General features: G+C 51.7%; 21 protein-coding genes, 3 tRNA genes and 1 other RNA gene. 11 read left to right on the top strand and 14 right to left on the bottom strand.

Annotation, left to right across the window (positions count from 1 at the left end; all coding sequences use genetic code 11):
• Positions 1-16 precede the first annotated feature (16 nt).
• From CKQ54_RS10010 to CKQ54_RS09970, 9 genes are all read left to right on the top strand, one after another.
• On the top strand, positions 17-916 hold the full coding sequence (locus tag CKQ54_RS10010) for a LysR substrate-binding domain-containing protein (RefSeq protein WP_120160410.1): 900 nt from the start codon (positions 17-19) through the stop codon (positions 914-916).
• 248 nt (positions 917-1,164) lie between these two features.
• Complete coding sequence (galE, locus tag CKQ54_RS10005) at positions 1,165-2,181, top strand: UDP-glucose 4-epimerase GalE (RefSeq protein ID WP_120160409.1); 1,017 nt, start codon at positions 1,165-1,167, stop codon at positions 2,179-2,181.
• 18 nt (positions 2,182-2,199) lie between these two features.
• Complete coding sequence (gene galT / locus CKQ54_RS10000; protein WP_113877920.1) at positions 2,200-3,252, top strand: galactose-1-phosphate uridylyltransferase; 1,053 nt, start codon at positions 2,200-2,202, stop codon at positions 3,250-3,252.
• Positions 3,249-4,397, top strand: a complete 1,149-nt coding sequence (gene galK, locus CKQ54_RS09995; protein ID WP_112291865.1) for a galactokinase — start codon at positions 3,249-3,251, stop codon at positions 4,395-4,397. Before galT ends, galK begins: the two co-directional genes overlap by 4 nt.
• A complete protein-coding gene (gene galM / locus CKQ54_RS09990) occupies positions 4,391-5,437 on the top strand; it encodes a galactose-1-epimerase (protein ID WP_120160407.1) in 1,047 nt (348 codons plus the stop codon). The genes galK and galM overlap by 7 nt, the downstream gene beginning before the upstream one ends.
• A gap of 180 nt (positions 5,438-5,617) precedes the next feature.
• A complete protein-coding gene (locus CKQ54_RS09985) occupies positions 5,618-5,953 on the top strand; it encodes a PsiF family protein (RefSeq protein ID WP_112291867.1) in 336 nt (111 codons plus the stop codon).
• A 204-nt stretch (positions 5,954-6,157) separates the two neighbouring features.
• The gene (gene gpmA, locus CKQ54_RS09980) at positions 6,158-6,910 is read left to right on the top strand and encodes a 2,3-diphosphoglycerate-dependent phosphoglycerate mutase (protein ID WP_112291869.1); all 753 of its coding nucleotides are present in this window, start codon (positions 6,158-6,160) and stop codon (positions 6,908-6,910) included.
• 243 nt (positions 6,911-7,153) lie between these two features.
• Positions 7,154-8,419 (top strand): DUF1479 domain-containing protein, encoded by a 1,266-nt coding sequence (locus tag CKQ54_RS09975; protein ID WP_120160405.1) that lies wholly within the window; start codon positions 7,154-7,156, stop codon positions 8,417-8,419.
• Between the two features lie 62 nt (positions 8,420-8,481).
• Positions 8,482-8,955, top strand: coding sequence for a GNAT family N-acetyltransferase (locus tag CKQ54_RS09970; protein WP_120160403.1), 474 nt, complete (start codon positions 8,482-8,484; stop codon positions 8,953-8,955).
• 65 nt (positions 8,956-9,020) lie between these two features.
• On the opposite strand, the gene aroG is transcribed toward CKQ54_RS09970, so the two are convergent.
• A complete protein-coding gene (gene aroG / locus CKQ54_RS09965) occupies positions 9,021-10,073 on the bottom strand; it encodes a 3-deoxy-7-phosphoheptulonate synthase AroG (RefSeq protein WP_120160401.1) in 1,053 nt (350 codons plus the stop codon).
• A gap of 201 nt (positions 10,074-10,274) precedes the next feature.
• Here aroG and CKQ54_RS09960 point away from each other — a divergent pair, with 201 nt between their 5' ends.
• Positions 10,275-10,604 (top strand): protein YbgS, encoded by a 330-nt coding sequence (locus tag CKQ54_RS09960; RefSeq protein ID WP_112291877.1) that lies wholly within the window; start codon positions 10,275-10,277, stop codon positions 10,602-10,604.
• Between the two features lie 127 nt (positions 10,605-10,731).
• Positions 10,732-11,685, top strand: a complete 954-nt coding sequence (gene zitB / locus CKQ54_RS09955) for a CDF family zinc transporter ZitB (RefSeq protein ID WP_120160399.1) — start codon at positions 10,732-10,734, stop codon at positions 11,683-11,685.
• 60 nt (positions 11,686-11,745) lie between these two features.
• Here the strand turns inward: zitB and pnuC are convergent, their stop codons facing one another.
• The 13 genes from pnuC to ybgC all read right to left on the bottom strand — a co-directional run bounded on the left by pnuC (position 11,746) and on the right by ybgC (position 20,306).
• Positions 11,746-12,468, bottom strand: coding sequence for a nicotinamide riboside transporter PnuC (gene pnuC, locus CKQ54_RS09950; protein WP_120160722.1), 723 nt, complete (start codon positions 12,466-12,468; stop codon positions 11,746-11,748).
• 40 nt (positions 12,469-12,508) lie between these two features.
• Positions 12,509-13,573 carry a quinolinate synthase NadA gene (gene nadA, locus CKQ54_RS09945; RefSeq protein ID WP_120160397.1) on the bottom strand — a complete coding sequence of 355 codons (1,065 nt, stop codon included), beginning with the start codon at positions 13,571-13,573 and terminating at the stop codon, positions 12,509-12,511.
• A gap of 368 nt (positions 13,574-13,941) precedes the next feature.
• Positions 13,942-14,017, bottom strand: a tRNA-Lys gene (locus tag CKQ54_RS09940).
• A gap of 69 nt (positions 14,018-14,086) precedes the next feature.
• Positions 14,087-14,206, bottom strand: a non-coding RNA gene (locus CKQ54_RS09935) — RtT sRNA.
• Between the two features lie 14 nt (positions 14,207-14,220).
• Positions 14,221-14,296 (bottom strand) — tRNA-Lys (locus CKQ54_RS09930).
• Positions 14,297-14,369: 73 nt separating this feature from the next.
• Positions 14,370-14,445, bottom strand: a tRNA-Lys gene (locus CKQ54_RS09925).
• A gap of 197 nt (positions 14,446-14,642) precedes the next feature.
• On the bottom strand, positions 14,643-15,434 hold the full coding sequence (cpoB, locus tag CKQ54_RS09920) for a cell division protein CpoB (RefSeq protein ID WP_120160395.1): 792 nt from the start codon (positions 15,432-15,434) through the stop codon (positions 14,643-14,645).
• 9 nt (positions 15,435-15,443) lie between these two features.
• Positions 15,444-15,956 (bottom strand): peptidoglycan-associated lipoprotein Pal, encoded by a 513-nt coding sequence (gene pal, locus CKQ54_RS09915; RefSeq protein ID WP_013576426.1) that lies wholly within the window; start codon positions 15,954-15,956, stop codon positions 15,444-15,446.
• Positions 15,957-16,003: 47 nt separating this feature from the next.
• Positions 16,004-17,296 (bottom strand): Tol-Pal system beta propeller repeat protein TolB, encoded by a 1,293-nt coding sequence (gene tolB / locus CKQ54_RS09910; RefSeq protein WP_112289187.1) that lies wholly within the window; start codon positions 17,294-17,296, stop codon positions 16,004-16,006.
• A gap of 130 nt (positions 17,297-17,426) precedes the next feature.
• The gene (tolA, locus tag CKQ54_RS09905) at positions 17,427-18,659 is read right to left on the bottom strand and encodes a cell envelope integrity protein TolA (protein ID WP_120160393.1); all 1,233 of its coding nucleotides are present in this window, start codon (positions 18,657-18,659) and stop codon (positions 17,427-17,429) included.
• A gap of 113 nt (positions 18,660-18,772) precedes the next feature.
• Positions 18,773-19,204 (bottom strand): colicin uptake protein TolR, encoded by a 432-nt coding sequence (gene tolR, locus CKQ54_RS09900; protein WP_013576429.1) that lies wholly within the window; start codon positions 19,202-19,204, stop codon positions 18,773-18,775.
• A gap of 11 nt (positions 19,205-19,215) precedes the next feature.
• Positions 19,216-19,905, bottom strand: coding sequence for a Tol-Pal system protein TolQ (gene tolQ / locus CKQ54_RS09895; protein WP_056771666.1), 690 nt, complete (start codon positions 19,903-19,905; stop codon positions 19,216-19,218).
• Positions 19,902-20,306, bottom strand: coding sequence for a tol-pal system-associated acyl-CoA thioesterase (ybgC, locus tag CKQ54_RS09890; RefSeq protein ID WP_015698108.1), 405 nt, complete (start codon positions 20,304-20,306; stop codon positions 19,902-19,904). The genes tolQ and ybgC overlap by 4 nt, the downstream gene beginning before the upstream one ends.
• Between the last annotated feature and the right edge of the window lie 38 nt (positions 20,307-20,344).

The following is a 20,344-nucleotide window of genomic DNA, read 5'->3' as shown; positions in this document are numbered from 1 at the left end:
ATGAAAATAACTCATCATGAAAAAAGTCCGGTTGCCGCCACTTGGCTCGCTCAGGGCATTTGATGTCGTGGCACAGCAGAACAGCTTCAAGCGCGCGGCAGAAGAAATCGGCGTGACCGCCACCGCCATCAGCCATCAGATCCGCGTGCTGGAAGAGGCGCTGGGCACCGCTGTTTTTGAGCGCAGTGCGAGGGAAGTCCGGCTGACGGCCGCCGGGGAGATTTTGCGTCAGGCAACGCGGCAGGCTTTTGCCGGATTACAGGCGGCGGTAGAAGATATTCATCACGCAGCAAGACCCGCGGCGCTGACACTCACCACCACGTCCAATTTTCTGACTCACTGGCTGGTGCCAAGGCTGGCGGATTTGAAAAGTGCGGCACCGGACATGGATTTACGTCTACACACCGGTATCGAACTGGTGGATTTGTCCCGCAATACGGTGGACGTCGCTATCCGTTACAGCGAGTCGGCAGATGAAACGCTGAATTCAACGCTGTTGTATCAGGACACATTTGTGCTGGTCGCCAGCCCTTCCCTTCGTCTGACCACGGCGGAAGATTTAGCTGACGCGACTTTATTTCATGTGGAAAATCGCCACATTCCGCAACCTTCCCCCGACTGGGAAAACTGGCGTCAGCATTTCGGTCCGGCGACATTAAAAATCGACAGCGGGCTGCGTTTCACCGATGAAACGCATGCGATTCAGGCGGCGATTGCGGGTCAGGGCGTAGCCATTGTCAGCAGTTTGCTGGCCCATGATTTCATCGAAAAAGGCATCCTTTCTACCCCGTTCCTGCACCATCTTCCCGGTGCTAATTACTATCTGGTGACGACGAAAGAGAAAGCGGAACGGGCAGATATCGTCATTCTGCGGCGCTGGCTGCTGGATAAAATGAGCACCATTCCCAGGATGTAGTCCGAAAAATCACATAAAACGCTGATTAAGATAATGCAACTAAATCAGTGTAAGCGATTACACTTACCATCAATTCTGACTTAATGCCGGATGTTGCGGGCTTTCTGTACGGCGCACTGTACCTGTTTGCTCATCCTGAAAGGTGCTAAACTGTTTGTGTAAGCGATTCCATTTTATTGGGGATGGATCACCTTTTTCAGCCTTGCAGCGTGATATCGTTGCAGCAAGATAATCATCGGGGAGCTCTTATGTACGTCTTAGTCACAGGTGGTAGCGGTTACATTGGCAGTCATACTTGCGTGCAACTGATTGACGCAGGTTATACGCCAATCATTCTGGATAACCTTCACAACAGTAAAGTCAGCGTGCTTGAACGCATTAATACGCTGACCGGCAAAACGCCGCTGTTCTATGAAGGAGACATCCGCGACCGTGCACTCCTCGATAAAATTTTCAGTGAACATCATATTCATTCCGTCATTCATTTCGCGGGCTGGAAAGCCGTGGGTGAATCTGTGGCAAAACCGCTGGCGTATTACGACAACAACGTCACCGGCACGCTGGTATTGCTTGAAGCAATGCGCTCCGCGGGCGTCAAAAACATGATTTTCAGCTCTTCGGCAACCGTGTACGGCGACCAGCCAAAAACGCCTTATGTCGAAGACTTCCCGACCGGCAATCCTTCCAGCCCGTATGGCCGCAGCAAACTGATGGTTGAGCAAATTCTGGAAGACGTGCAACGTGCGGAACCGGAATGGAGCATGACGCTGCTGCGTTATTTCAATCCGGTCGGCGCGCATCCGTCTGGCCTGATGGGCGAAGATCCGCAAGGCGTACCGAATAACCTGATGCCATTTATCGCGCAGGTCGCGGTAGGTCGTCGCGAATCGGTGGCCATTTTCGGCAACGACTATCCGACCCCGGACGGTACCGGCGTGCGTGACTATATTCACGTGGTGGATCTGGCTGACGGCCACATCGCGGCGATGAAAACCCTGCACAATAAAGCGGGCGTGCATATTTACAACCTGGGCGCGGGCTTTGGTCACAGCGTGCTGGACGTGGTTAACGCCTTCAGCAAAGCCTGCGGCAAGCCGGTGAATTACAAGTTTGCACCACGTCGCGATGGCGATTTACCTGCCTACTGGGCGGATCCGACGAAAGCCGAGAAAGAGCTGCACTGGAAAGTCACCCGCACGCTGGAAGACATGGCCAATGACACCTGGCTGTGGCAGTCGAAAAACCCGCAGGGCTACCCGGATTAAGGAGCACTAAGGAAAGTTATGACAACGTTTAACCCGATTGACCATCCGCATCGCCGCTACAATCCGCTGACCGATCAGTGGGTTTTAGTCAGTCCGCACCGTGCCAAGCGCCCGTGGCAGGGCCAGCAGGAAGCGGTTTCGCAGGAAGTGCTGCCAGCACACGATCCGGACTGTTTCCTGTGTCCGGGAAATACCCGTGTGACCGGTGATGTGAATCCGAAATACACCGGCACCTACGTGTTCACCAATGATTATGCCGCGCTGATGCCGGACACGCCGTTTGCACCGGAAAGCGACGATCCGCTGATGCGCGTTCAGAGCGCACGCGGCACCAGCCGTGTGATTTGCTTCTCGCCGGATCACAGCAAAACTTTGCCTCAGTTGTCAGTTGAAGCACTGACGGAAATCGTCAGAACCTGGCAGGAACAGAGCGCAGATTTGGCAAAAACTTATCCGTGGGTGCAGGTTTTTGAGAATAAAGGCGCCGCGATGGGTTGCTCAAATCCGCATCCGCATGGCCAGATTTGGGCCAACAGTTTCCTGCCTAACGAAGCCGAGCGTGAAGACCGCCTGCAACGCGCCTATCTGGAAAAACAGGGCTCGCCGATGCTGGTGGATTACGTACAGCGCGAGCTGGCAGACGGCAGCCGTACGGTGGTCGAAACCGAACACTGGCTGGCGGTAGTGCCTTACTGGGCGGCGTGGCCGTTCGAGACGATCTTACTGCCGAAAGTGCACGTGAAGCGCATCACTGAGCTTTCTGATGAGCAGCGCAGTGATCTGGCGCTGGCGCTGAAAAAGCTGACCAGCCGCTACGACAATCTGTTCCAGTGCTCTTTCCCGTATTCAATGGGCTGGCACGGCGCGCCGTTTACCGAAGGCGACAACGAACACTGGCAGTTGCATGCGCATTTCTATCCACCGTTGCTACGTTCAGCGACAGTGCGCAAATTCATGGTCGGCTACGAAATGCTGGCTGAAACCCAACGCGACCTGACAGCGGAACAAGCCGCAGAACGTCTGCGGGCGGTGAGTGATGTTCATTATCGTGAGGCCGGAGAAAAACAATGAAACTGAAAACCAAGACCCTGGAAATCTTTGCCGATAAATTTGGCTACCCTGCGACCATCACTATCAAGGCACCGGGCCGCGTAAATCTGATTGGCGAACATACCGACTATAACGACGGCTTCGTATTGCCGTGCGCGATCGACTACGAAACGGTGATCGCCTGTGCGCAGCGCAACGACCGCACCATCCGCGTGATCGCCGCCGATTACGACAATGACGAAGACAGCTTTTCTCTCGACGAACCGATTCTGCATACCGACGCGCACCCGTGGGCCAACTATGTGCGTGGCGTGGTGAAACATCTGATGCTGCGTAACAAAGATTTCTCCGGCGCTGACATGGTGATCAGCGGCAACGTGCCGCAGGGCGCGGGCCTGAGTTCATCGGCATCGCTGGAAGTGGCCGTCGGTCAGGCGCTGAAATCGTTATACGATTTGCCGCTGGATGGCGTCGCCCTGGCACTGAACGGTCAGGAAGCGGAGAACCAGTTTGTCGGCTGTAACTGCGGCATTATGGATCAGCTGATTTCCGCACTCGGCAAGGAAAATCATTCCCTGCTGATCGACTGCCGTTCACTGGAAACCCGTGCGGTGTCTATGCCGACAAACGCGGCGGTGGTGATCATCAACTCCAACGTGAAACGCGGTCTGGTCGACAGCGAATATAATGCCCGTCGCGAACAATGCGAAGTCGCCGCCCGCTTCTTCGGCGTAAAAGCGCTGCGTGACGTGGATCCTGCCCTGTTCTTCTCCATTCAGGATGAACTGGATCCGGTGGTCGCCCGCCGTGCGCGTCACGTGATCACTGAGAACGACCGCACACTGGCGGCAGCAGATGCACTGGCCAGTGGCGACCTGAAACGTATGGGCGAACTGATGGCGGAATCTCACGCTTCCATGCGCGATGATTTTGAAATCACTGTTCCACAGATCGACAAGCTGGTAGAAATCGTCAAAGAAGTGATTGGCGATAAAGGCGGCGTGCGTATGACCGGTGGCGGTTTCGGCGGCTGTATCGTCGCGCTGGTTCCGGAAGACATGGTGGAAAAAGTCCGTCATGCCGTTGAACAGCAATATCACGCCCACAGTGGCCTGAAAGAAACCTTCTATGTTTGCACCGCATCACAGGGAGCAGGCATATGTTAAAACCTGAAAACACACAGCTGGCGCCCGACGGCCAGCCGTTTGAACAGGTGACGCTACAGAATGCGGCGGGTGCCACCGCCACGTTTATGGACTGGGGCGCGACCTGGTTATCCTTCACACTGCCGCTGGCCGACGGCACCTCTCGTGAGCTGTTGCTCGGCTGCGAGTCGCCGCCGGAGTACATGAATCAGAGCGCGTATCTGGGTGCCACCGTGGGGCGTTATGCCAACCGCATCGCCCGCTCGCAGTTTGAAATTGACGGCAAACCGCATCTTGTGGTCGCCAATCAGGGCGTTCATCAGCTGCACGGCGGGCCGGAAGGGTTCCATGCGCGTCGCTGGAAGATCGTCGGGCAAACCGCGCAGAAACTGACGTTCGAGCTGTTTTCTGCCGATGGCGACCAGGGTTATCCTGGCAATATGACCGCCAAAGTGCATTATCAGCTGACTGACGATAACCGTCTGGAAATTCGTTATGAAGCGACTGTCGATAAGCTGTGCCCGGTCAATCTGACCAATCACGCCTATTTCAATCTCGACGGCGAAGGCACTGACGCGCGCCAGCATAAGCTGCAACTGTTTGCTGACCGCTTCCTGCCGGTCGACAGCTACGGCATTCCTTGCGCCGATCCGACGCCGGTTGAACATACCGGCATGGATTTCAACGCCGCAAAAACGCTGGCGAAAGATTTCCTCAAGGATCGCGATCAGCAACGGGTGAAAGGTTATGACCACGCGTATCTGCTCAACCGCTCATGCAATGCCGCTACAAATCCGGCAGCACATTTGTGGTCGGCGGACGGCAAAGTGAAAATGACCATGTTTACCTCGGCACCAGCGGTCCAGCTTTATAGCGGCAATTTCCTCGGCGGAACACCGAATCGCAGCGGCGGCGAATATGCCAGCTATAGCGGTGTGGCGCTGGAAAGTGAATTCCTGCCAGACAGCCCGAACCACGCAACCTGGCCACAGCCAAGCTGCTGGATCAAACCGGGGCAGGCATATAAATCTGCCACCACGTATCAGTTCTTCGCGCTATAACGTCCATCATCTTTAACGTTTATCAGACAGGGTCGCCCGGCCCTGTCTTCATTTATTCCGACTTCTGCAAATTTGTGACTCACGGCGCATCTGTATCAGCACATTTTCAGCTAAAGGCATTTCCCGCATCTACTCTTAGAGAGTGTCCTGCATAAAAGGACGTTTAATAAGGAGTTTGATATGCGTTTACCCGTTGTGTTATCCCTGCTGGCAACGCTTTGCGCGGCTGGCTCCGCTCTGGCGGCTGACCCTGTGAAAGTGCCTTCTCCTGCTCAGACTGAGCAACGCCAAAAGATGACCGACTGTAATCAGCAGGCCACTACCCAGTCCCTTAAAGGCGATGACCGTAAAAAATTCATGAGTCAGTGCCTCAAGGCTGAAACCAAACCGGCGACGGCAGGCATGACGCCTCAGCAGGAAAAAATGAAAACCTGTAACGCTGACGCAGCGAAAAAAGAATTGAAAGGCGATGCACGTAAAACCTTCATGAGTACCTGCCTGAAAAAAGCCAGCTAACTGCTGTCCTTTTGCAAAAAACGCGCTGTCCGGGAAACCGTTCGCGCGTTTTGTTTTACATCGCCGCAGCAAATTCGTTATGTTTAATACAAACGGTGTCCCGCAAAGGCTTCCTGAGGAAGTTTCAGATTGCTGTCCGGGAGGCCAAGCCCCTATAATGATAACCGTTATCATTGAAAATTCAGTTAACTGAGGAGTTTAGCTATGGCTGTAACCAAGCTGGTGCTGGTAAGACACGGTGAAAGTGAGTGGAACAAAGAAAACCGTTTTACCGGTTGGCATGATGTTGAACTGTCCGATAAGGGTCGCACTGAAGCAAAAGCTGCTGGTCAGTTGCTCAAAGACGAAGGCTTCCAATTCGACTTCGCTTATACCTCTGTGCTGAAACGTGCCATCCATACTCTGTGGAGCGTTTTGGACGAACTGAACCAGCCATGGCTGCCGGTTGAGAAATCCTGGAAACTGAACGAACGTCATTACGGCGCGTTGCAGGGTCTGGATAAAGCAGAAACCGCTCAGAAATACGGTGACGAGCAAGTTAAACAATGGCGTCGTGGCTTCGCGGTGACTCCGCCAGAACTGGATCGCGCTGATGAGCGTTTCCCTGGCCATGACCCGCGCTATGCAAAACTGACTGCGGCTGAACTGCCAACGACTGAAAGCCTGGCGCTGACCATCGAACGTGTCATCCCTTACTGGACTGACGTGATCAAACCACGTATCGCCAGCGGCGAGCGCGTGATCATCGCTGCGCACGGTAACTCCCTGCGCGCACTGGTCAAATATCTCGACGATCTGAGCGAAGACGAAATTCTGGAACTGAACATCCCTACCGGTGTTCCATTAGTTTACGAATTCGACGAAAACTACAAACCAATCAAACGTTACTATCTGGGTAATGCCGACGAAATCGCAGCGAAAGCAGCGGCCGTGGCAAACCAGGGTAAAGCGAAGTAATTTCGCGTTTTCTGTGTTAAACAGAGCGATTGGAACAGGCACGCGCAAGCGTGCCTGTTTTGTTTTCTAAATCTGACACTCCCCTGCCCTTCTCCAGACTTTCCGGAAAATCCTCCCTTTTTGAAATTCGTGATCCAGCGCTGGATTTTTAAATAACAGTTTTGCTACATTCTTTTATCTTTCGAATGAAAGCAAAACAATATTCGTACGAAATAATTATTTCACCAGTCTGCCGGAGGTTTTATGGATAACAGATTTACGTCAACGACATTACCTGTTGATTATAAAAAGAATATTATTGAGATGAAAAAACAACTCCGCGCACAGATTGGCGATGTTGAAGGACTCTTCCGGCAGGTCTGCGAAAAAATTGAAACGGAGATAGCCGCAGCAAGGGCGGAGGAAGCGGCTAACGGCACTGCATGGCCGCAAATTAGCTGGTCAGAACTGGCAGAAGGCCGGGTATCTGATGCGCAGATTGCGCAGGTGAAACGTCGTGGATGTCTGGTGGTACGTCAGACATTTGAACGTGATGACGCGCTTGCAATGGATAAATCCATGCTGCATTACCTTGATGAAAACAATTTCGATGAGGTTTATCGCGGACCGGGTGATAATTTCTTTGGTTCACTGGACGCTTCCCGCCCTGAGATTTATCCCATCTACTGGTCTGCCGCACAGATGGAAGCCAGACAGAGTGAGGAAATCGGCACGGTTCAGTCATTTTTAAACCGTCTCTGGAAGTTCGGCGACCATCAGGGCGCATGGTTTAATCCCGACGTAAATATTATCTATCCGGACAGGATCCGCAGGCGTCTTCCGGGCACCACTTCTAAGGGGCTGGGCGCGCATACCGATTCCGGCGCGTTAGAACGCTGGCTGTTACCAGCGTATCAGAAAGTCTTCCGCAAGATTTTCACCAACCGTTTTGAAGAATACGATCCATGGGATGCGGCTTTCAGACCCGACGTCAATGAATACGATGTGGATAACACGACTAAATGCTCAGCTTTACGGACATTCCAGGGCTGGACTGCGCTGTCTGATATGCAAACCGGACAGGGCTTGCTGCACGCCGTTCCGGTGCCTGAGGCGATGGCGTATGTGCTGCTGCGTCCGCTGCTTGATGATGTGCCTGAAGATGAACTCTGTGGCGTTACGCCTGGCCGCGTTTTACCTGTTTCCGAAAAATGGCATCCGCATCTGATTAAAGGCCTGTGCAGTATTCCGGAACTTCAGGCGGGCGACTCGGTATGGTGGCATTGTGACGTCATTCATTCCGTCGCGCCGGTTGAAGATCAGCAAGGATGGGGAAATGTGATGTACATTCCGGCCGCACCACTGTGCGAAAAGAATGTCGCTTATGCCCGCAAGGTACACGAAGCACTGAAGACAGGCGCTTCACCTGCGGATTTCCCACGCGAAAACTATGAAGCGAACTGGACAGGCCGATTCCTTGAACGTGATCTCAACGCTAACGGACGGCTGGGTGTCGGGATGAAGAAGTAACTGTTCGCGCTATTTTGTGGTAATACGTTTTAATTAAAACGAACAGCCATAAGGAGAAACCGATGCCCGTCAGACTCGCCTCCCCCGATGAAGCGGAAATACTCTGGGAAATCAGAAATCAGGCTATCCGCCACGGATGTAAAAATACCTATGGCGCCGACATTGTGATGGCCTGGACGCCGGATCAGATGCCACCCGGTTACCGTAAGGCCATTACTGAGAATCCTTTTTTTGTGGCTGAAGCGCACGGTCTGGGTACGCCTGCGGCAACGGGTTATCTAGACCTGAAAAATGGCAGTGTTGAGGCGATATTCACCTTGCCGGAATTCGAAGGAAAAGGACTCGCGACGCAAATTCTCAATAAACTAAAAGCCGAAGCAAAATCGCGGGGATTTAAAGAGATCATCCTGTCATCCACGCCCAATGCTTTTGAGTTTTATAAGAGGAACGGATTCAGCCTGGTAAAAGAGGGTTTGTACCGGTCAGAAATGGCGAATGCCGATTTGCGTTGCATGGATATGCGCTGCGCACTTTGACGTATTCAGCTAATAAAAAAGCCCCGCAAAAGCGGGGCTCAGAAAGATGTACTGGTGTTAAAGAATTATCCGCGACGCGCTTTAACGGCGTTCGCGAGATTACGCAGCAGCACTTCTGTGTCTTCCCAGCCGATGCAGGCATCGGTCACGCTCTGGCCGTAAACCAGTGGCTCGCCGCTGTCGAGGCTCTGGTTCCCTTCAACCAGATGGCTCTCAACCATCACGCCCATAATTGCCTGTTCACCACCAGCAATCTGCCCGCAAACGTCTTCACAGACTTCCATCTGCTTTTTGAATTGCTTGCTGCTGTTTGCATGACTGAAGTCGATCATGATACGTGCTGGCAGACCGCCTTTTTTCAGGCCGTCTTTCACTTCGAGCACGTCCTGAGCGCTGTAGTTTGGCTTTTTGCCGCCACGCAGAATGATATGGCAGTCGTTGTTACCGCTGGTATTCACGATGGCGGAATGACCCCATTTGGTGACAGACAGGAAGCAATGCGGCGCGCCTGCGGCGTTAATGGCGTCGATAGCCACTTTGATGGTGCCGTCGGTACCATTTTTGAAACCGACCGGGCAGGATAAACCGGAGGAAAGCTCACGGTGAACCTGAGATTCTGTGGTACGCGCACCGATTGCGCCCCAGCTCATTAAATCCGCCAGATATTGTGGCGTGATCATGTCCAGGAACTCGCCGGCGGCAGGCAAACCGGTGTCATTAATATCAAGTAACAATTTGCGGGCAATGCGCAAACCATCGTTAATCTGGTAGCTGTTGTTCATGTGCGGGTCATTGATCAGCCCTTTCCAGCCCACCGTAGTACGCGGTTTTTCGAAATAAACGCGCATTACCACTTCCAGTTCCCCCTGCAATTCTTCACGCATTTTCAGCAGGCGTGCGGCATATTCTTTGGCAGCTTTAGGATCATTGATTGAGCAAGGCCCGATAACAACCAGCAGACGATCATCGTTTCCTTTCAGGATCTTATGAATGGCATTACGAGCCTGAGAAACTGTTTTTGCCGCTTTGTCAGTGGCGGGAAATTTTTCGAGCAGGGCAACCGGAGGTAAAAGTTCTTTGATTTCTTTGATGCGTAAATCGTCGTTTTGATAATTCATAACAGTTCCATTCGGGTGTTCATAAGAGACAAAGCGAAACGCTGACCGCGTTCAATCTAGCCGTAATGAGGGGCAGTGTAAACCTGCTTTTACACTTACGATTAGTCTCATTTTGATTTAGGACATAATTTATTTAGCTAGGCTTTAAGCAGACACATGAAACACGACCACGGACCTTTCTGAAACAATGGAGATGACATTATGAAAAAGCTCGCAATCATGTTACTGACTGCCACTATGGCTCTGACAACGGGCGCGGCCTTTGCTGCCGGTGAAACCTCGGCTGGTGATAACAACGGTCAGGCCAATCAGTCCGGTTCACCTGGCTCAATTCAGAATATGGCACCTAAAAGTGTTGATAATGACCAGATTAACAACACGAACAAGCCAGCAGATGAAGTGAATACCAAAACGGATACCACCAAGCAGCATATGAGCAAGGACAAACAGCATAAGAAAGCGATGTGCAAAGATGGTCGTTGTCCTGACCAGGCACCTGGAACCACGCAATCAAAAGAAACTGGTAAATAAATACGCCGGTAGCATCTCGTTCAGGAGGAACTTCGGTTCCTCCTTATTTCGAAACTTCCCCTTCTTGCAACGTCATCTGATTACGCTATTGTGATCGTCTCTGTTCATCATCTTTGTGAATATAACTATGTCTTCTTCCCTGTTACCGCAGGATAAAAATAGCCGTCGCCTGTTACTGGCTTTCCTTGTAACCGTTGTTTTTATGGTCGCGGAAGTCATCGGCGGGCTGATTTCTGGCTCTCTGGCGTTGCTGGCCGATGCCGGTCACATGCTGACAGATGCTGCCGCTTTGCTCGTGGCGCTGATGGCCGTGCGTTTTGCAAAACGTAAGCCCAATTCCCGTCATACCTTTGGTTATCTGCGCCTGACGACAATGGCCGCGTTCGTCAATGCCGCCGCGCTATTGGTAATTGTGGTGCTGATCGTCTGGGAAGCCATTGCCCGCTTCTTCAATCCACAGCCGGTGATGGGTACCACGATGCTGGTCATTGCTATCGCCGGGCTGTTTGCCAATATTCTGGCGTTCTGGTTACTGCATCAGGGTCAGGAAAAAGCCAACATCAACGTGCGCGCTGCGGCTCTGCATGTGCTGGGGGATTTACTGGGATCGATTGGTGCGGTCGCTGCAGCACTGATCATCATGTATACCGGCTGGACGCCCATTGACCCGATTCTGTCGGTGCTGGTGTCGTGTCTGGTGCTGAACAACGCCTGGCGGCTACTGCGCGAAAGTTTTCATGAGTTGCTGGAAGGTACGCCTGAGGAAATTGATATCGATAAACTGCGCCGTGATTTGTCGCTGAGCATCCCTGAAGTTCGCAATGTCCATCACGTTCACGTCTGGCAGATTGGTGAACAGCGGCTGATGACGCTGCATGTGCAGGTGGTGCCACCTCACGATCACGATGCGCTGTTAGACCGCATTCAGCATCATTTGCTGGAGAAATGCCATATCGGACACGCGACGATTCAGATGGAATACGGTCGCTGTGAAACGCCGGATTGCGAGATTAATGAAATCCCGGCTGCCAGCGCAGGGCACGATCATCATGGTCACTCCCACGCACACCATCATCACTGATGTTCACCAATAGCAGAAAGCAAAACGCCTCCGGTATGGAGGCGTTTTTGTTAAGCAGATTCAGACGTTTTGCAGGGGCTGCGAGCCATTTTGCTTCGCGCTCTTGATCCACAGCCACGAACCGTTGAGTGCAATCAGCGTCAGCAACACGTATTCGAGCGCCATCGCATAGACGCCCTGATAGGCAAAAATCGCCACGCTTATCACGTCGATCACCACCCACAGCAACCAGTTCTCGACATATTTACGCGTCATCAGCAGCATCGCCACAATCGACAGCACCATCATTGATGAATCCCAGAACGGGAAAGCATCCGGCTGCAATTCTGGCATCTGCACATTCATCCCCAGCGCCTGCATCAGATTCACCGCCACCAGAGTGAGCGCGGCAAATACGCGGTCAATGTTAAACGTCATCAGTAAAATGCCAGCGACGCACACCACGCCCCAAATCAGCGCTTTCCCGCGTGGTAACCAGCGGATCTGCAATTCGGCTTCCTGATCCGCTGTCTGACGGCTCCAGGCGTACCAGCCATAAATATTGGCGGCAAAGAAGAAGATTTGCAGCAGCAAACTGGCGTAGAGCTGGATCTGGAAAAAGATGATCGCAAACAAGGTGACGTTGATCAGACCAAACGCGTAATTGATGAGCTTTTCTTTACTGGCGTACCAGATACAAAGCAAACCAAAAATGGTGCCAACCGCTTCAATCCAAGACAGGTCATACCCGCCTTTGCCGAGAGGAATATGAACCAGAATATTGCTGGTACTGAAAAAATCCATCATCACGTCCTTCCTTTTTCGTCAGTCACATCGCGTTTGCTTACAGGGCTTTGGCCTGTGTGCGTAATTTGAGTTGCGCGGCAAAATCCAGCATACGATTCAGCGGAATCAATGACTTCACACGCAGCGCCTCATCCACTTCTATCGCATGTTCTGCTCCGCCGTGCTCCAGACCTTCAGCAATGGCTTTCAGGCCGTTCATCGCCATCCACGGGCAATGCGCGCAGGTGCGGCAACTTGCGCCCTCACCTGCTGTCGGTGCTTCAAACAATTCTTTATCCGGGCACGCTTGCTGCATTTTGTAGAAAATCCCGCGGTCAGTAGCGACGATCAGCTGTTTCTGAGGCAAGGTTTTTGCAGCCTGAATGAGCTGACTGGTAGAACCGACCGCATCAGCCATATCCACAATCGCCTGAGGAGACTCAGGATGTACCAGAACAGCGGCGTTTGGATACAAGCCTTTCATTCGGGTCAGGGCCTGGGATTTAAACTCGTCATGGACGATACAGGCGCCCTGCCAGCACAAGACATCAGCGCCCGTCTGCTTGCGAACATAATTGCCGAGGTGACGATCCGGTGCCCAGATGATTTTTTCGCCCAGACTATCAAGATGTTCAATCAGTTCTACCGCAATGCTCGACGTGACTACCCAGTCGGCACGGGCTTTCACCGCCGCCGAGGTATTAGCGTAGACCACAACGGTGCGATCGGGGTGCTGGTCGCAGAAATCTGAGAAAGCCTGTTCCGGGCAGCCCAGATCCAGCGAGCATTCCGCATTGAGCGTCGGCATGAGGACTGTTTTTTCAGGACTGAGGATTTTGGCCGTTTCACCCATGAAGCGCACGCCGGCCACCAGCAACGTGGAAGCCGGATGCTGACTGCCAAAGCGCGCCATTTCCAGAGAGTCTGCGACAATGCCCCCGGTTTCTTCTGCAAGCGCCTGAATTTCAGGATCAGTGTAGTAATGCGCCACCATCACGGCATCACGTTCCCTGAGCAGTTTTCTGATCTTCTCTTTGTAGAAAGTCTTTTCATCTGCACTCAGAACTGCGGGTTTAGGAGGAAAAGGATAAACCGTCGAATTCAGGTCCAATGTTTCGCTCATACTCGTCATCTCATTCAGTCAGGCAGCACGCCTGAAAAGCCAGAAGCCGCAACAGATCCCATTCAGAAACCCGTTGGTTTTGTATGCTAAACAAAATACCGTAAAATTCTGAGAAAGTCGTCCAGATATTAGCCATAAGGCTTAAAATGTTTACTGCACTTAAAACTGGAGTGAGTTGAGCAAAATACAGGAAAATTGAAGATAACGATGGAAGGAGGTTTCGTGCATCACATGCGAAAAAAGCGCCAAAAGGCGCTTTTCTCTGAATTCTGCAATTTAGATGGCTTCACAATAGTGTGCGGGGCGTGCTGGATTAACTCGGTTTCACCTCATCCTGCACTGCTTCACTACATTTTCCACTTTAAAAGTGGTGGGCCGTGCTGGATTCGAACCAGCGACCAATTGATTAAAAGTCAACTGCTCTACCAACTGAGCTAACGGCCCATCTAAATGCTGGGTACTACTTTTTACTGTCGGCGTCTAAAACTATTCAGGGCGTTCACTCTAAAAGAGTGGTGGGCCGTGCTGGATTGACTCGGTTTCACCTCGCCCTGCGGGCAACGCTTGCGCGTTGTCGTCTCGCTTCGCTCGGCTCGAACCATTGGTTCTCATCCTGCACTGCTTCACTACATTTTCCACTTTAAAAGTGGTGGGCCGTGCTGGATTCGAACCAGCGACCAATTGATTAAAAGTCAACTGCTCTACCAACTGAGCTAACGGCCCTTCCTGAATACTTCTGTCTGCCTGCGTGTCTTGCAGTTGGTGTGCAAGCCACATGCAATAAATGATTTAGATTTGGTGGGCCGTGCTGGATTCGAACCAGCGACCAATTGATTAAAAGTCAACTGCTCTACCAACTGAGCTAACGGCCCTTCTAAACCTACTGCATATTGCCTAAATCTCTGACAGCGTTAGCCGTTTGGAGTTGTCTGGGCAACGGCGGCATATATTACTTATTTAACTTTTCAGTGCAACTTTAATTTTCAGAAAGAGTGCTAACTGATGGCGTTTCACACACTCAAGCCCAGAAAATGCACGATATGTACATTTTCCAGACCTGAATGAGGAACTACTTTGCAGATAAACGTTTTTGAGCTTGTTTTGCCGCATCGGTATTTGGGTACTGTTTTACAACCTGCGTGAAGACGGCTTTGGCTTTATCAGCCTGACCTTTCTCCTGCATGATCACCCCAACCTTAAACATCGCGTCAGAACTTTTTGGAGACTTAGGGTAATTTTTGACCACAACTGCAAAATAATACGCAGCGTCGTCTTTTTTACCTTTGTTGTAATACAACTGTCCTAACCAGTAGTTGGCATTAGGCTGATAAGTTGAATCAGGATATTTTTTTACGAAACTCTGAAAGGCAGCAATCGCCTCATCATACTGTTTCTTTTCCAGCGCCAGTGAAACCGCAGCATTGTAATCGCTGTTCACGTCACCGGTGCTTGCAGGCGCTTGTGCAGCACCCGCGTCCGGCGTTGCGGCAGCAGAACCGGCTGTGTCACCTGTGGCTGCTGCAGCGCCCGTACTGGCGGCTCCTGCATTGCCCTGGCTTAAGCTGTCCAGTTGATTAAAAATTTGCTTCTGGCGATCACCAAGCTGACTCAACTGATACTGGTTCTCCTGGATTTGACCACGAAGAGTATCCATATCACGTTGGGTATCAGAAAGTTGTTGCTGGAGTTGAGTTAATAGCTGGCTGTGAGCGTTAGAAATACGCTCCAGAGAGGTGACCCGATCTTCAATCGAGCCTGAGCCGACATTACTGATTGGCGCTTGGGCAGTAGCGGCCCATGGGACCGCTACGCCAACCAGTAACGACAGACTCAACAAGTGAGTTCTGAAGTTACTGCTCATACTATTCTCTTAGTATACCAGTACTGCACGACGGTTTTTAGCGTATGCCGCTTCGTCATGACCCAGTACAGCTGGTTTTTCTTTACCGTAAGAAACGATAGAGATTTGGTCAGCAGAAACGCCTTTGCCTTGCAGGTACATTTTAACAGCAGTAGCACGACGTTCGCCCAGGGCGATGTTGTACTCTGGCGTACCACGTTCGTCAGCATGACCTTCTACAGTCACTTTGTAAGACGGGTTGCTACGCAGGAATGCTGCGTGCGCGTCTAACATCTGAGCGAATTCAGAAGACACATCGTATTTGTCCAGGCCAAAGTAAACGATGTTGTTTTTCTGCAGTTCTTGCATCTGCAGACGAGCTTGCTCTTCTGAAGACATGTTTGCGTTTTCAGTGCCTGCGCCAGAGTTCAGACCCATACCATTAGATTGGTCGTTGTCTGCGTTCTTGTGAGAACTACAAGCAGCTACAGCCAGTACAGGCAACGCCAGCATCAGCCCTTTCAGCACTTTATTCAGTTGCATCTATTCGATCCTTTTATAATTTTTTGCCATACATAGTTTTCTATGCATTACAGATACGGCGACCAGGCAGGGAATTTGACCTGTCCATCAGTTGCCGGAAGACGCGCTTTGAAGCGCCCATCAGTCGATACCAACTGCAATACGGAACCCAGGCCCTGTGAAGAGCTGTAAATTACCATGGTGCCGTTTGGTGCGAGGCTAGGCGTTTCATCCAGGAACGTGTCCGTCAATGTTTGAACGGCTCCCGTTGCCAGATCTTGTTTAGCGATGTGCTGTGTACCGCTGGCGCTGCTCACCATCACCAGGAACTTACCATCTGCACTTACGTCAGAGTCCTGGTTCTGCGAGCCTTCCCAGGTCAGACGCTGAGGCGCACCGCCATTAATATTGACTTTATAAACTTGCGGACGACCACCCTGATCCGATGTGAACGCCAGATTCTGGCTGTCCGGGAACCAGGTTGGTTCAGTGTTGTTGCTGCGTCCGTTGGTCACCTGACTAATCTGACCAGAAGACAGATTCATTACATACAGGTTCAGGCTGCCGTCTTTAGACAGAGCGAAAGCCAGTTTGCTGCCATCAGGTGAGAACGCCGGTGCACCGTTGTGACGCGGGAATGAAGCAATCTGTTTGATCGCGCCATTAGCCAGAGTCTGAACAACCAGTGCTGAACGACCGCTTTCAAACGTGACGTACGCCAGTTTGCTGCCATCCGGCGACCAGGCCGGAGACATCAGTGGCTCTGGTGAACGGTGAACCACGAACTGGTTGTAACCGTCATAATCCGCTACGCGCAGTTCATACGGGAATTTACCGCCGTTGGTCTGCACGATATAAGCGATACGGGTACGGAATGCGCCTTTCACACCGGTCAGCTTTTCGAAAACTTCGTCACTGGCGGTATGGGCGGAATAACGTAACCACTGTTTGGTCACTTTGTACTGGTTTTGTGCCAGCACGGTACCTGGTGCGCCAGAGGTATCAACCAGCTGGTAAGACACCACGTAGCTGCCATCGGCTGCAGGCTGAACCTGACCGATAACAACCGCATCAATGCCCAGCGCAGTCCATGCAGCAGGAGTTACTTCTGCGGCAGAGGTCGGCTGTTGTGGCATACGTGATGCATCAATAGGATTGAACTTGCCGCTGTTACGTAAGTCAGCTGCAACGATACCACCCACATCTTCAGGTGGTGTACCCGGGCCAGCCCATTTGAATGGCACAACGCCAATCGGGCGAGCTGTATCTACCCCTTGGGTAATTTCAATGCGAACTTCTGCATGAACCACAGATGCCCACATCATCAAAAGGCCGAACGCTACTCGAAATGCCTGCTTCATTGTATCTCCCTTATCTGGACGTATCTGCCCGCGATAATTTAGCAGAATTTTAACAAACCAACGCATACAAAACTAGAATTACACCCTGCAATCTATCGTAAAATTCTGAAAAGAAATTATTTTCGTCTTTCTACGGTTTAAAATCTATCGGAGCATTTTTAAAGACTTCATAGACTGCTTCAGAAGGTGGTTTCGGGAACTTCGCCTGTCGGGCTGCGGCAAGCGCTGCCTGACAAAGTGCAGGATCCCCACCTTCCGCCGACACGCTGATAAGCGAGCCATCCGGGTTCATTTTAACGCGCAACGAACAAGTTTTACCCGCATACGATGACGCGTCATAGAATCTGCTCTCGATAGCTGCCTTAATCTGGCTGCCATAGTTAGCAATATCGGCACCTGATGCGCCTGCCTTTTTCTGAGTCCCCTTCCCTGCCGGAGCAGAAGCGCCGCCACCTGTTGCGCCTTTTGGTGCATTTTTGGAGTCAGCAAGACCATCAAATAAGTTATTCGCATCAGCTGCTTCTTTCGCAGCGGCGGCAGCGGCAGCTTTTTTATCGGCTGCGGCTTTCTTCGCTGCAGCTGCAGCTTCTGCTTTTTTCTCAGCGGCAGCAGCGGCTTTGGCATCAGCAGCCGCTTTCGCATCCGCTTCAGCCTGGGCTTTTGCATCTGCAGCGGCCTGCGCTTTAGCTTCTGCAGCAGCTTGTTTCTTCGCTTCTGCAGCCGCTTCTTTCTTCGCGTCAGCTTCTGCTTGTTTCTTCGCAGCGGCAGCAGCGGCGGTTGCTTCGGCCTCTGCTTTTTTCTGAGCATCCGCAGCAGCTTTTTTCTGTGCGTCTGCTTGGGCTTTAGCCGCTTCTTTCGCAGCATCCGCTTTGGCCTGTGCCGCCGCTTTTGCTGCTTCGGCTTTCGCCTGTGCAGCGGCAGCTTCAGCCTGCTTCTGTTGTTCTTTCGCCTGTTCAGCGGCTTGCTCAGCTTGTTTTTGCTGCTGAGCCTGTTCCTGAGCCTGCTGCTTCGCATCCTGCTGCGCTTGCAGACGCTCTTTTTCAAGTTCTTTCAGGCGCTGTTGTTCGGCGGCCTGTTTCTGCTGAAGCTCTTCAGCCTGTTGTTCTGATTTTTTCTGACGCGCTGCAGCAGCGCGTTGGGAATCAGCCTGTTGCTGTTGCTGACGGTTGTACTGATCGACCACGGCACTGGGATCAACCATTACGGCAGAGATATCGCTGCCGCCACCGCCCCCACTCATGCTGGTATCTTCGTCCAGCGATCCCAAAATCAGCAGGCCTATAATGATGATATGCAGAACGACCGAAACAATAACGGCGCGTTTGAGCTTATCGTTTTGTTCAGTTGCAGTTGCCTTTACCAAAATAGATTTCCCAAGACAGGATTACTAAAAACCCGGTTTCCTGTATTGCCTGTCATACTTTTAACAAGCCAGAGAATGCCGGGTTTCAAATAAGTGTTACAAATTACCTATCCTCAGATAGGTTGTGTCATCAATCCGACAGACTTCACGCCAGCCTGATGCAGCATATTCAGCGCCTTAATGATTTCATCATAAGGCACATCTTTAGCGCCGCCGATCAGAAATACCGTCTTCGGATTGGCCTGAATACGGCTGGTCGCTTCCGCGATAACCTGCTGTTCAGGCAATTGTTCCATACGCTGATGATCCACCACTATGGTGTACTGACCCACGCCTGAGACTTCGACAATCACTGGCGGGTTATCATCGCTGGATACCGTTTTGGAATCCGTCGCGTCTGGCAGATCCACTTCCACGCTTTGGGTAATGATGGGAGCTGTTGCCATAAAAATCAGTAACAGAACCAGCAGTACGTCCAGCAGCGGAACAATGTTGATCTCCGACTTACCTTCGCGACGGTTACGACGACCTCGTGAACGAGCCATACTCTCCCCCTTTAGTTACTGCTGGTTTCGCGAGAGAAAGCCTGACGGTGCAGGATGGCCGTAAATTCTTCCATGAAGTTATCGTAGTTTTGCTCAAGCTTATTTACACGCTGGTTCAGGCGGTTATACGCCATAACCGCAGGGATAGCAGCAAACAAACCAATCGCGGTGGCGATCAGTGCTTCTGCGATACCCGGTGCAACCATTTGCAGGGTGGCTTGTTTTACAGAACCTAAGCCGATAAAGGCGTGCATGATCCCCCAGACCGTACCAAACAGGCCGATATACGGGCTGATGGAACCGACGGTACCCAGGAAAGGAATGTGCATTTCAAGAGATTCGAGTTCACGGTTAAAGGAAATACGCATGGCACGTGAAGAGCCTTCAATCACCGACTCAGGCGCATGGCTGTTGGCACGATGAAGACGCGCAAACTCTTTAAAACCGGAATGGAAGATTTGCTCTGCCCCGCTCAGGGTTTCGCGACGGCCCTGGCTTTCCTGATACAAACGGGAAAGCTCAATACCGGACCAGAATTTATCTTCAAATGCTTCTGCCTCACGGGTGGCGGCATTCAGCACTTTTGTGCGTTGAATGATGATCGCCCAGGACGCGACAGAGAAGCACACCAGGATAAGCATAATCAGCTTAACCAGGATGCTGGCCTTTAAAAATAAATCAAGCATGTTCATGTCAGTCACTGCTTAAACTCCGCGACAATAGACTTAGGAAGCGCACGTGGCTTCATTTGGTGTGGATCAATGCACGCAATCAACACTTCTGCAGAACTCAGAAGGTTTCCATGCGAATCAAGAATTCGTTGTGCAAAAGTAAGAGAAGCTCCGCGAATGGACGTAATCTCACTCTGAACATCCAGCAGGTCATCTAGGCGAGCTGGTGCAAAGTATTCGACCGTCATGCGGCGGACAGCAAAAGCGACATGTTCTCCCAGCAGTTGTTGCTGGTGAAAATTGCGTTGGCGCAACATCTCTGTGCGAGCCCTTTCATAAAAGGCGACGTATCGGGCGTGGTAGACCACACCTCCCGCGTCTGTGTCTTCAAAGTAGACACGAACCGGCCATCGGAACAACGAATTACTCACTCTACATCCCGTAATGCAATTTGACGGCACTACTATAC

Source organism: Rahnella variigena (genome assembly GCF_003610915.1).
Classification (GTDB): Bacteria; Pseudomonadota; Gammaproteobacteria; order Enterobacterales; family Enterobacteriaceae; genus Rahnella; species Rahnella variigena.
This window is presented reverse-complemented; position numbering and strand designations above follow the sequence as displayed.

Bases quoted from the DNA above. Each gene is read 5' to 3' on its own strand.
- CKQ54_RS10010 (WP_120160410.1), top strand. From the start codon at position 17: ATGAAAAAAGTCCGGTTGCCGCCACTTGGCTCGCTCAGGGCATTTGAT.
- galE (WP_120160409.1), top strand. From the start codon at position 1,165: ATGTACGTCTTAGTCACAGGTGGTAGCGGTTACATTGGCAGTCATACT.
- galT (WP_113877920.1), top strand. From the start codon at position 2,200: ATGACAACGTTTAACCCGATTGACCATCCGCATCGCCGCTACAATCCG.
- galK (WP_112291865.1), top strand. From the start codon at position 3,249: ATGAAACTGAAAACCAAGACCCTGGAAATCTTTGCCGATAAATTTGGC.
- galM (WP_120160407.1), top strand. From the start codon at position 4,391: ATGTTAAAACCTGAAAACACACAGCTGGCGCCCGACGGCCAGCCGTTT.
- CKQ54_RS09985 (WP_112291867.1), top strand. From the start codon at position 5,618: ATGCGTTTACCCGTTGTGTTATCCCTGCTGGCAACGCTTTGCGCGGCT.
- gpmA (WP_112291869.1), top strand. From the start codon at position 6,158: ATGGCTGTAACCAAGCTGGTGCTGGTAAGACACGGTGAAAGTGAGTGG.
- CKQ54_RS09975 (WP_120160405.1), top strand. From the start codon at position 7,154: ATGGATAACAGATTTACGTCAACGACATTACCTGTTGATTATAAAAAG.
- CKQ54_RS09970 (WP_120160403.1), top strand. From the start codon at position 8,482: ATGCCCGTCAGACTCGCCTCCCCCGATGAAGCGGAAATACTCTGGGAA.
- aroG (WP_120160401.1), bottom strand. From the start codon at position 10,073: ATGAATTATCAAAACGACGATTTACGCATCAAAGAAATCAAAGAACTT.
- CKQ54_RS09960 (WP_112291877.1), top strand. From the start codon at position 10,275: ATGAAAAAGCTCGCAATCATGTTACTGACTGCCACTATGGCTCTGACA.
- zitB (WP_120160399.1), top strand. From the start codon at position 10,732: ATGTCTTCTTCCCTGTTACCGCAGGATAAAAATAGCCGTCGCCTGTTA.
- pnuC (WP_120160722.1), bottom strand. From the start codon at position 12,468: ATGGATTTTTTCAGTACCAGCAATATTCTGGTTCATATTCCTCTCGGC.
- nadA (WP_120160397.1), bottom strand. From the start codon at position 13,573: ATGAGCGAAACATTGGACCTGAATTCGACGGTTTATCCTTTTCCTCCT.
- cpoB (WP_120160395.1), bottom strand. From the start codon at position 15,434: ATGAGCAGTAACTTCAGAACTCACTTGTTGAGTCTGTCGTTACTGGTT.
- pal (WP_013576426.1), bottom strand. From the start codon at position 15,956: ATGCAACTGAATAAAGTGCTGAAAGGGCTGATGCTGGCGTTGCCTGTA.
- tolB (WP_112289187.1), bottom strand. From the start codon at position 17,296: ATGAAGCAGGCATTTCGAGTAGCGTTCGGCCTTTTGATGATGTGGGCA.
- tolR (WP_013576429.1), bottom strand. From the start codon at position 19,204: ATGGCTCGTTCACGAGGTCGTCGTAACCGTCGCGAAGGTAAGTCGGAG.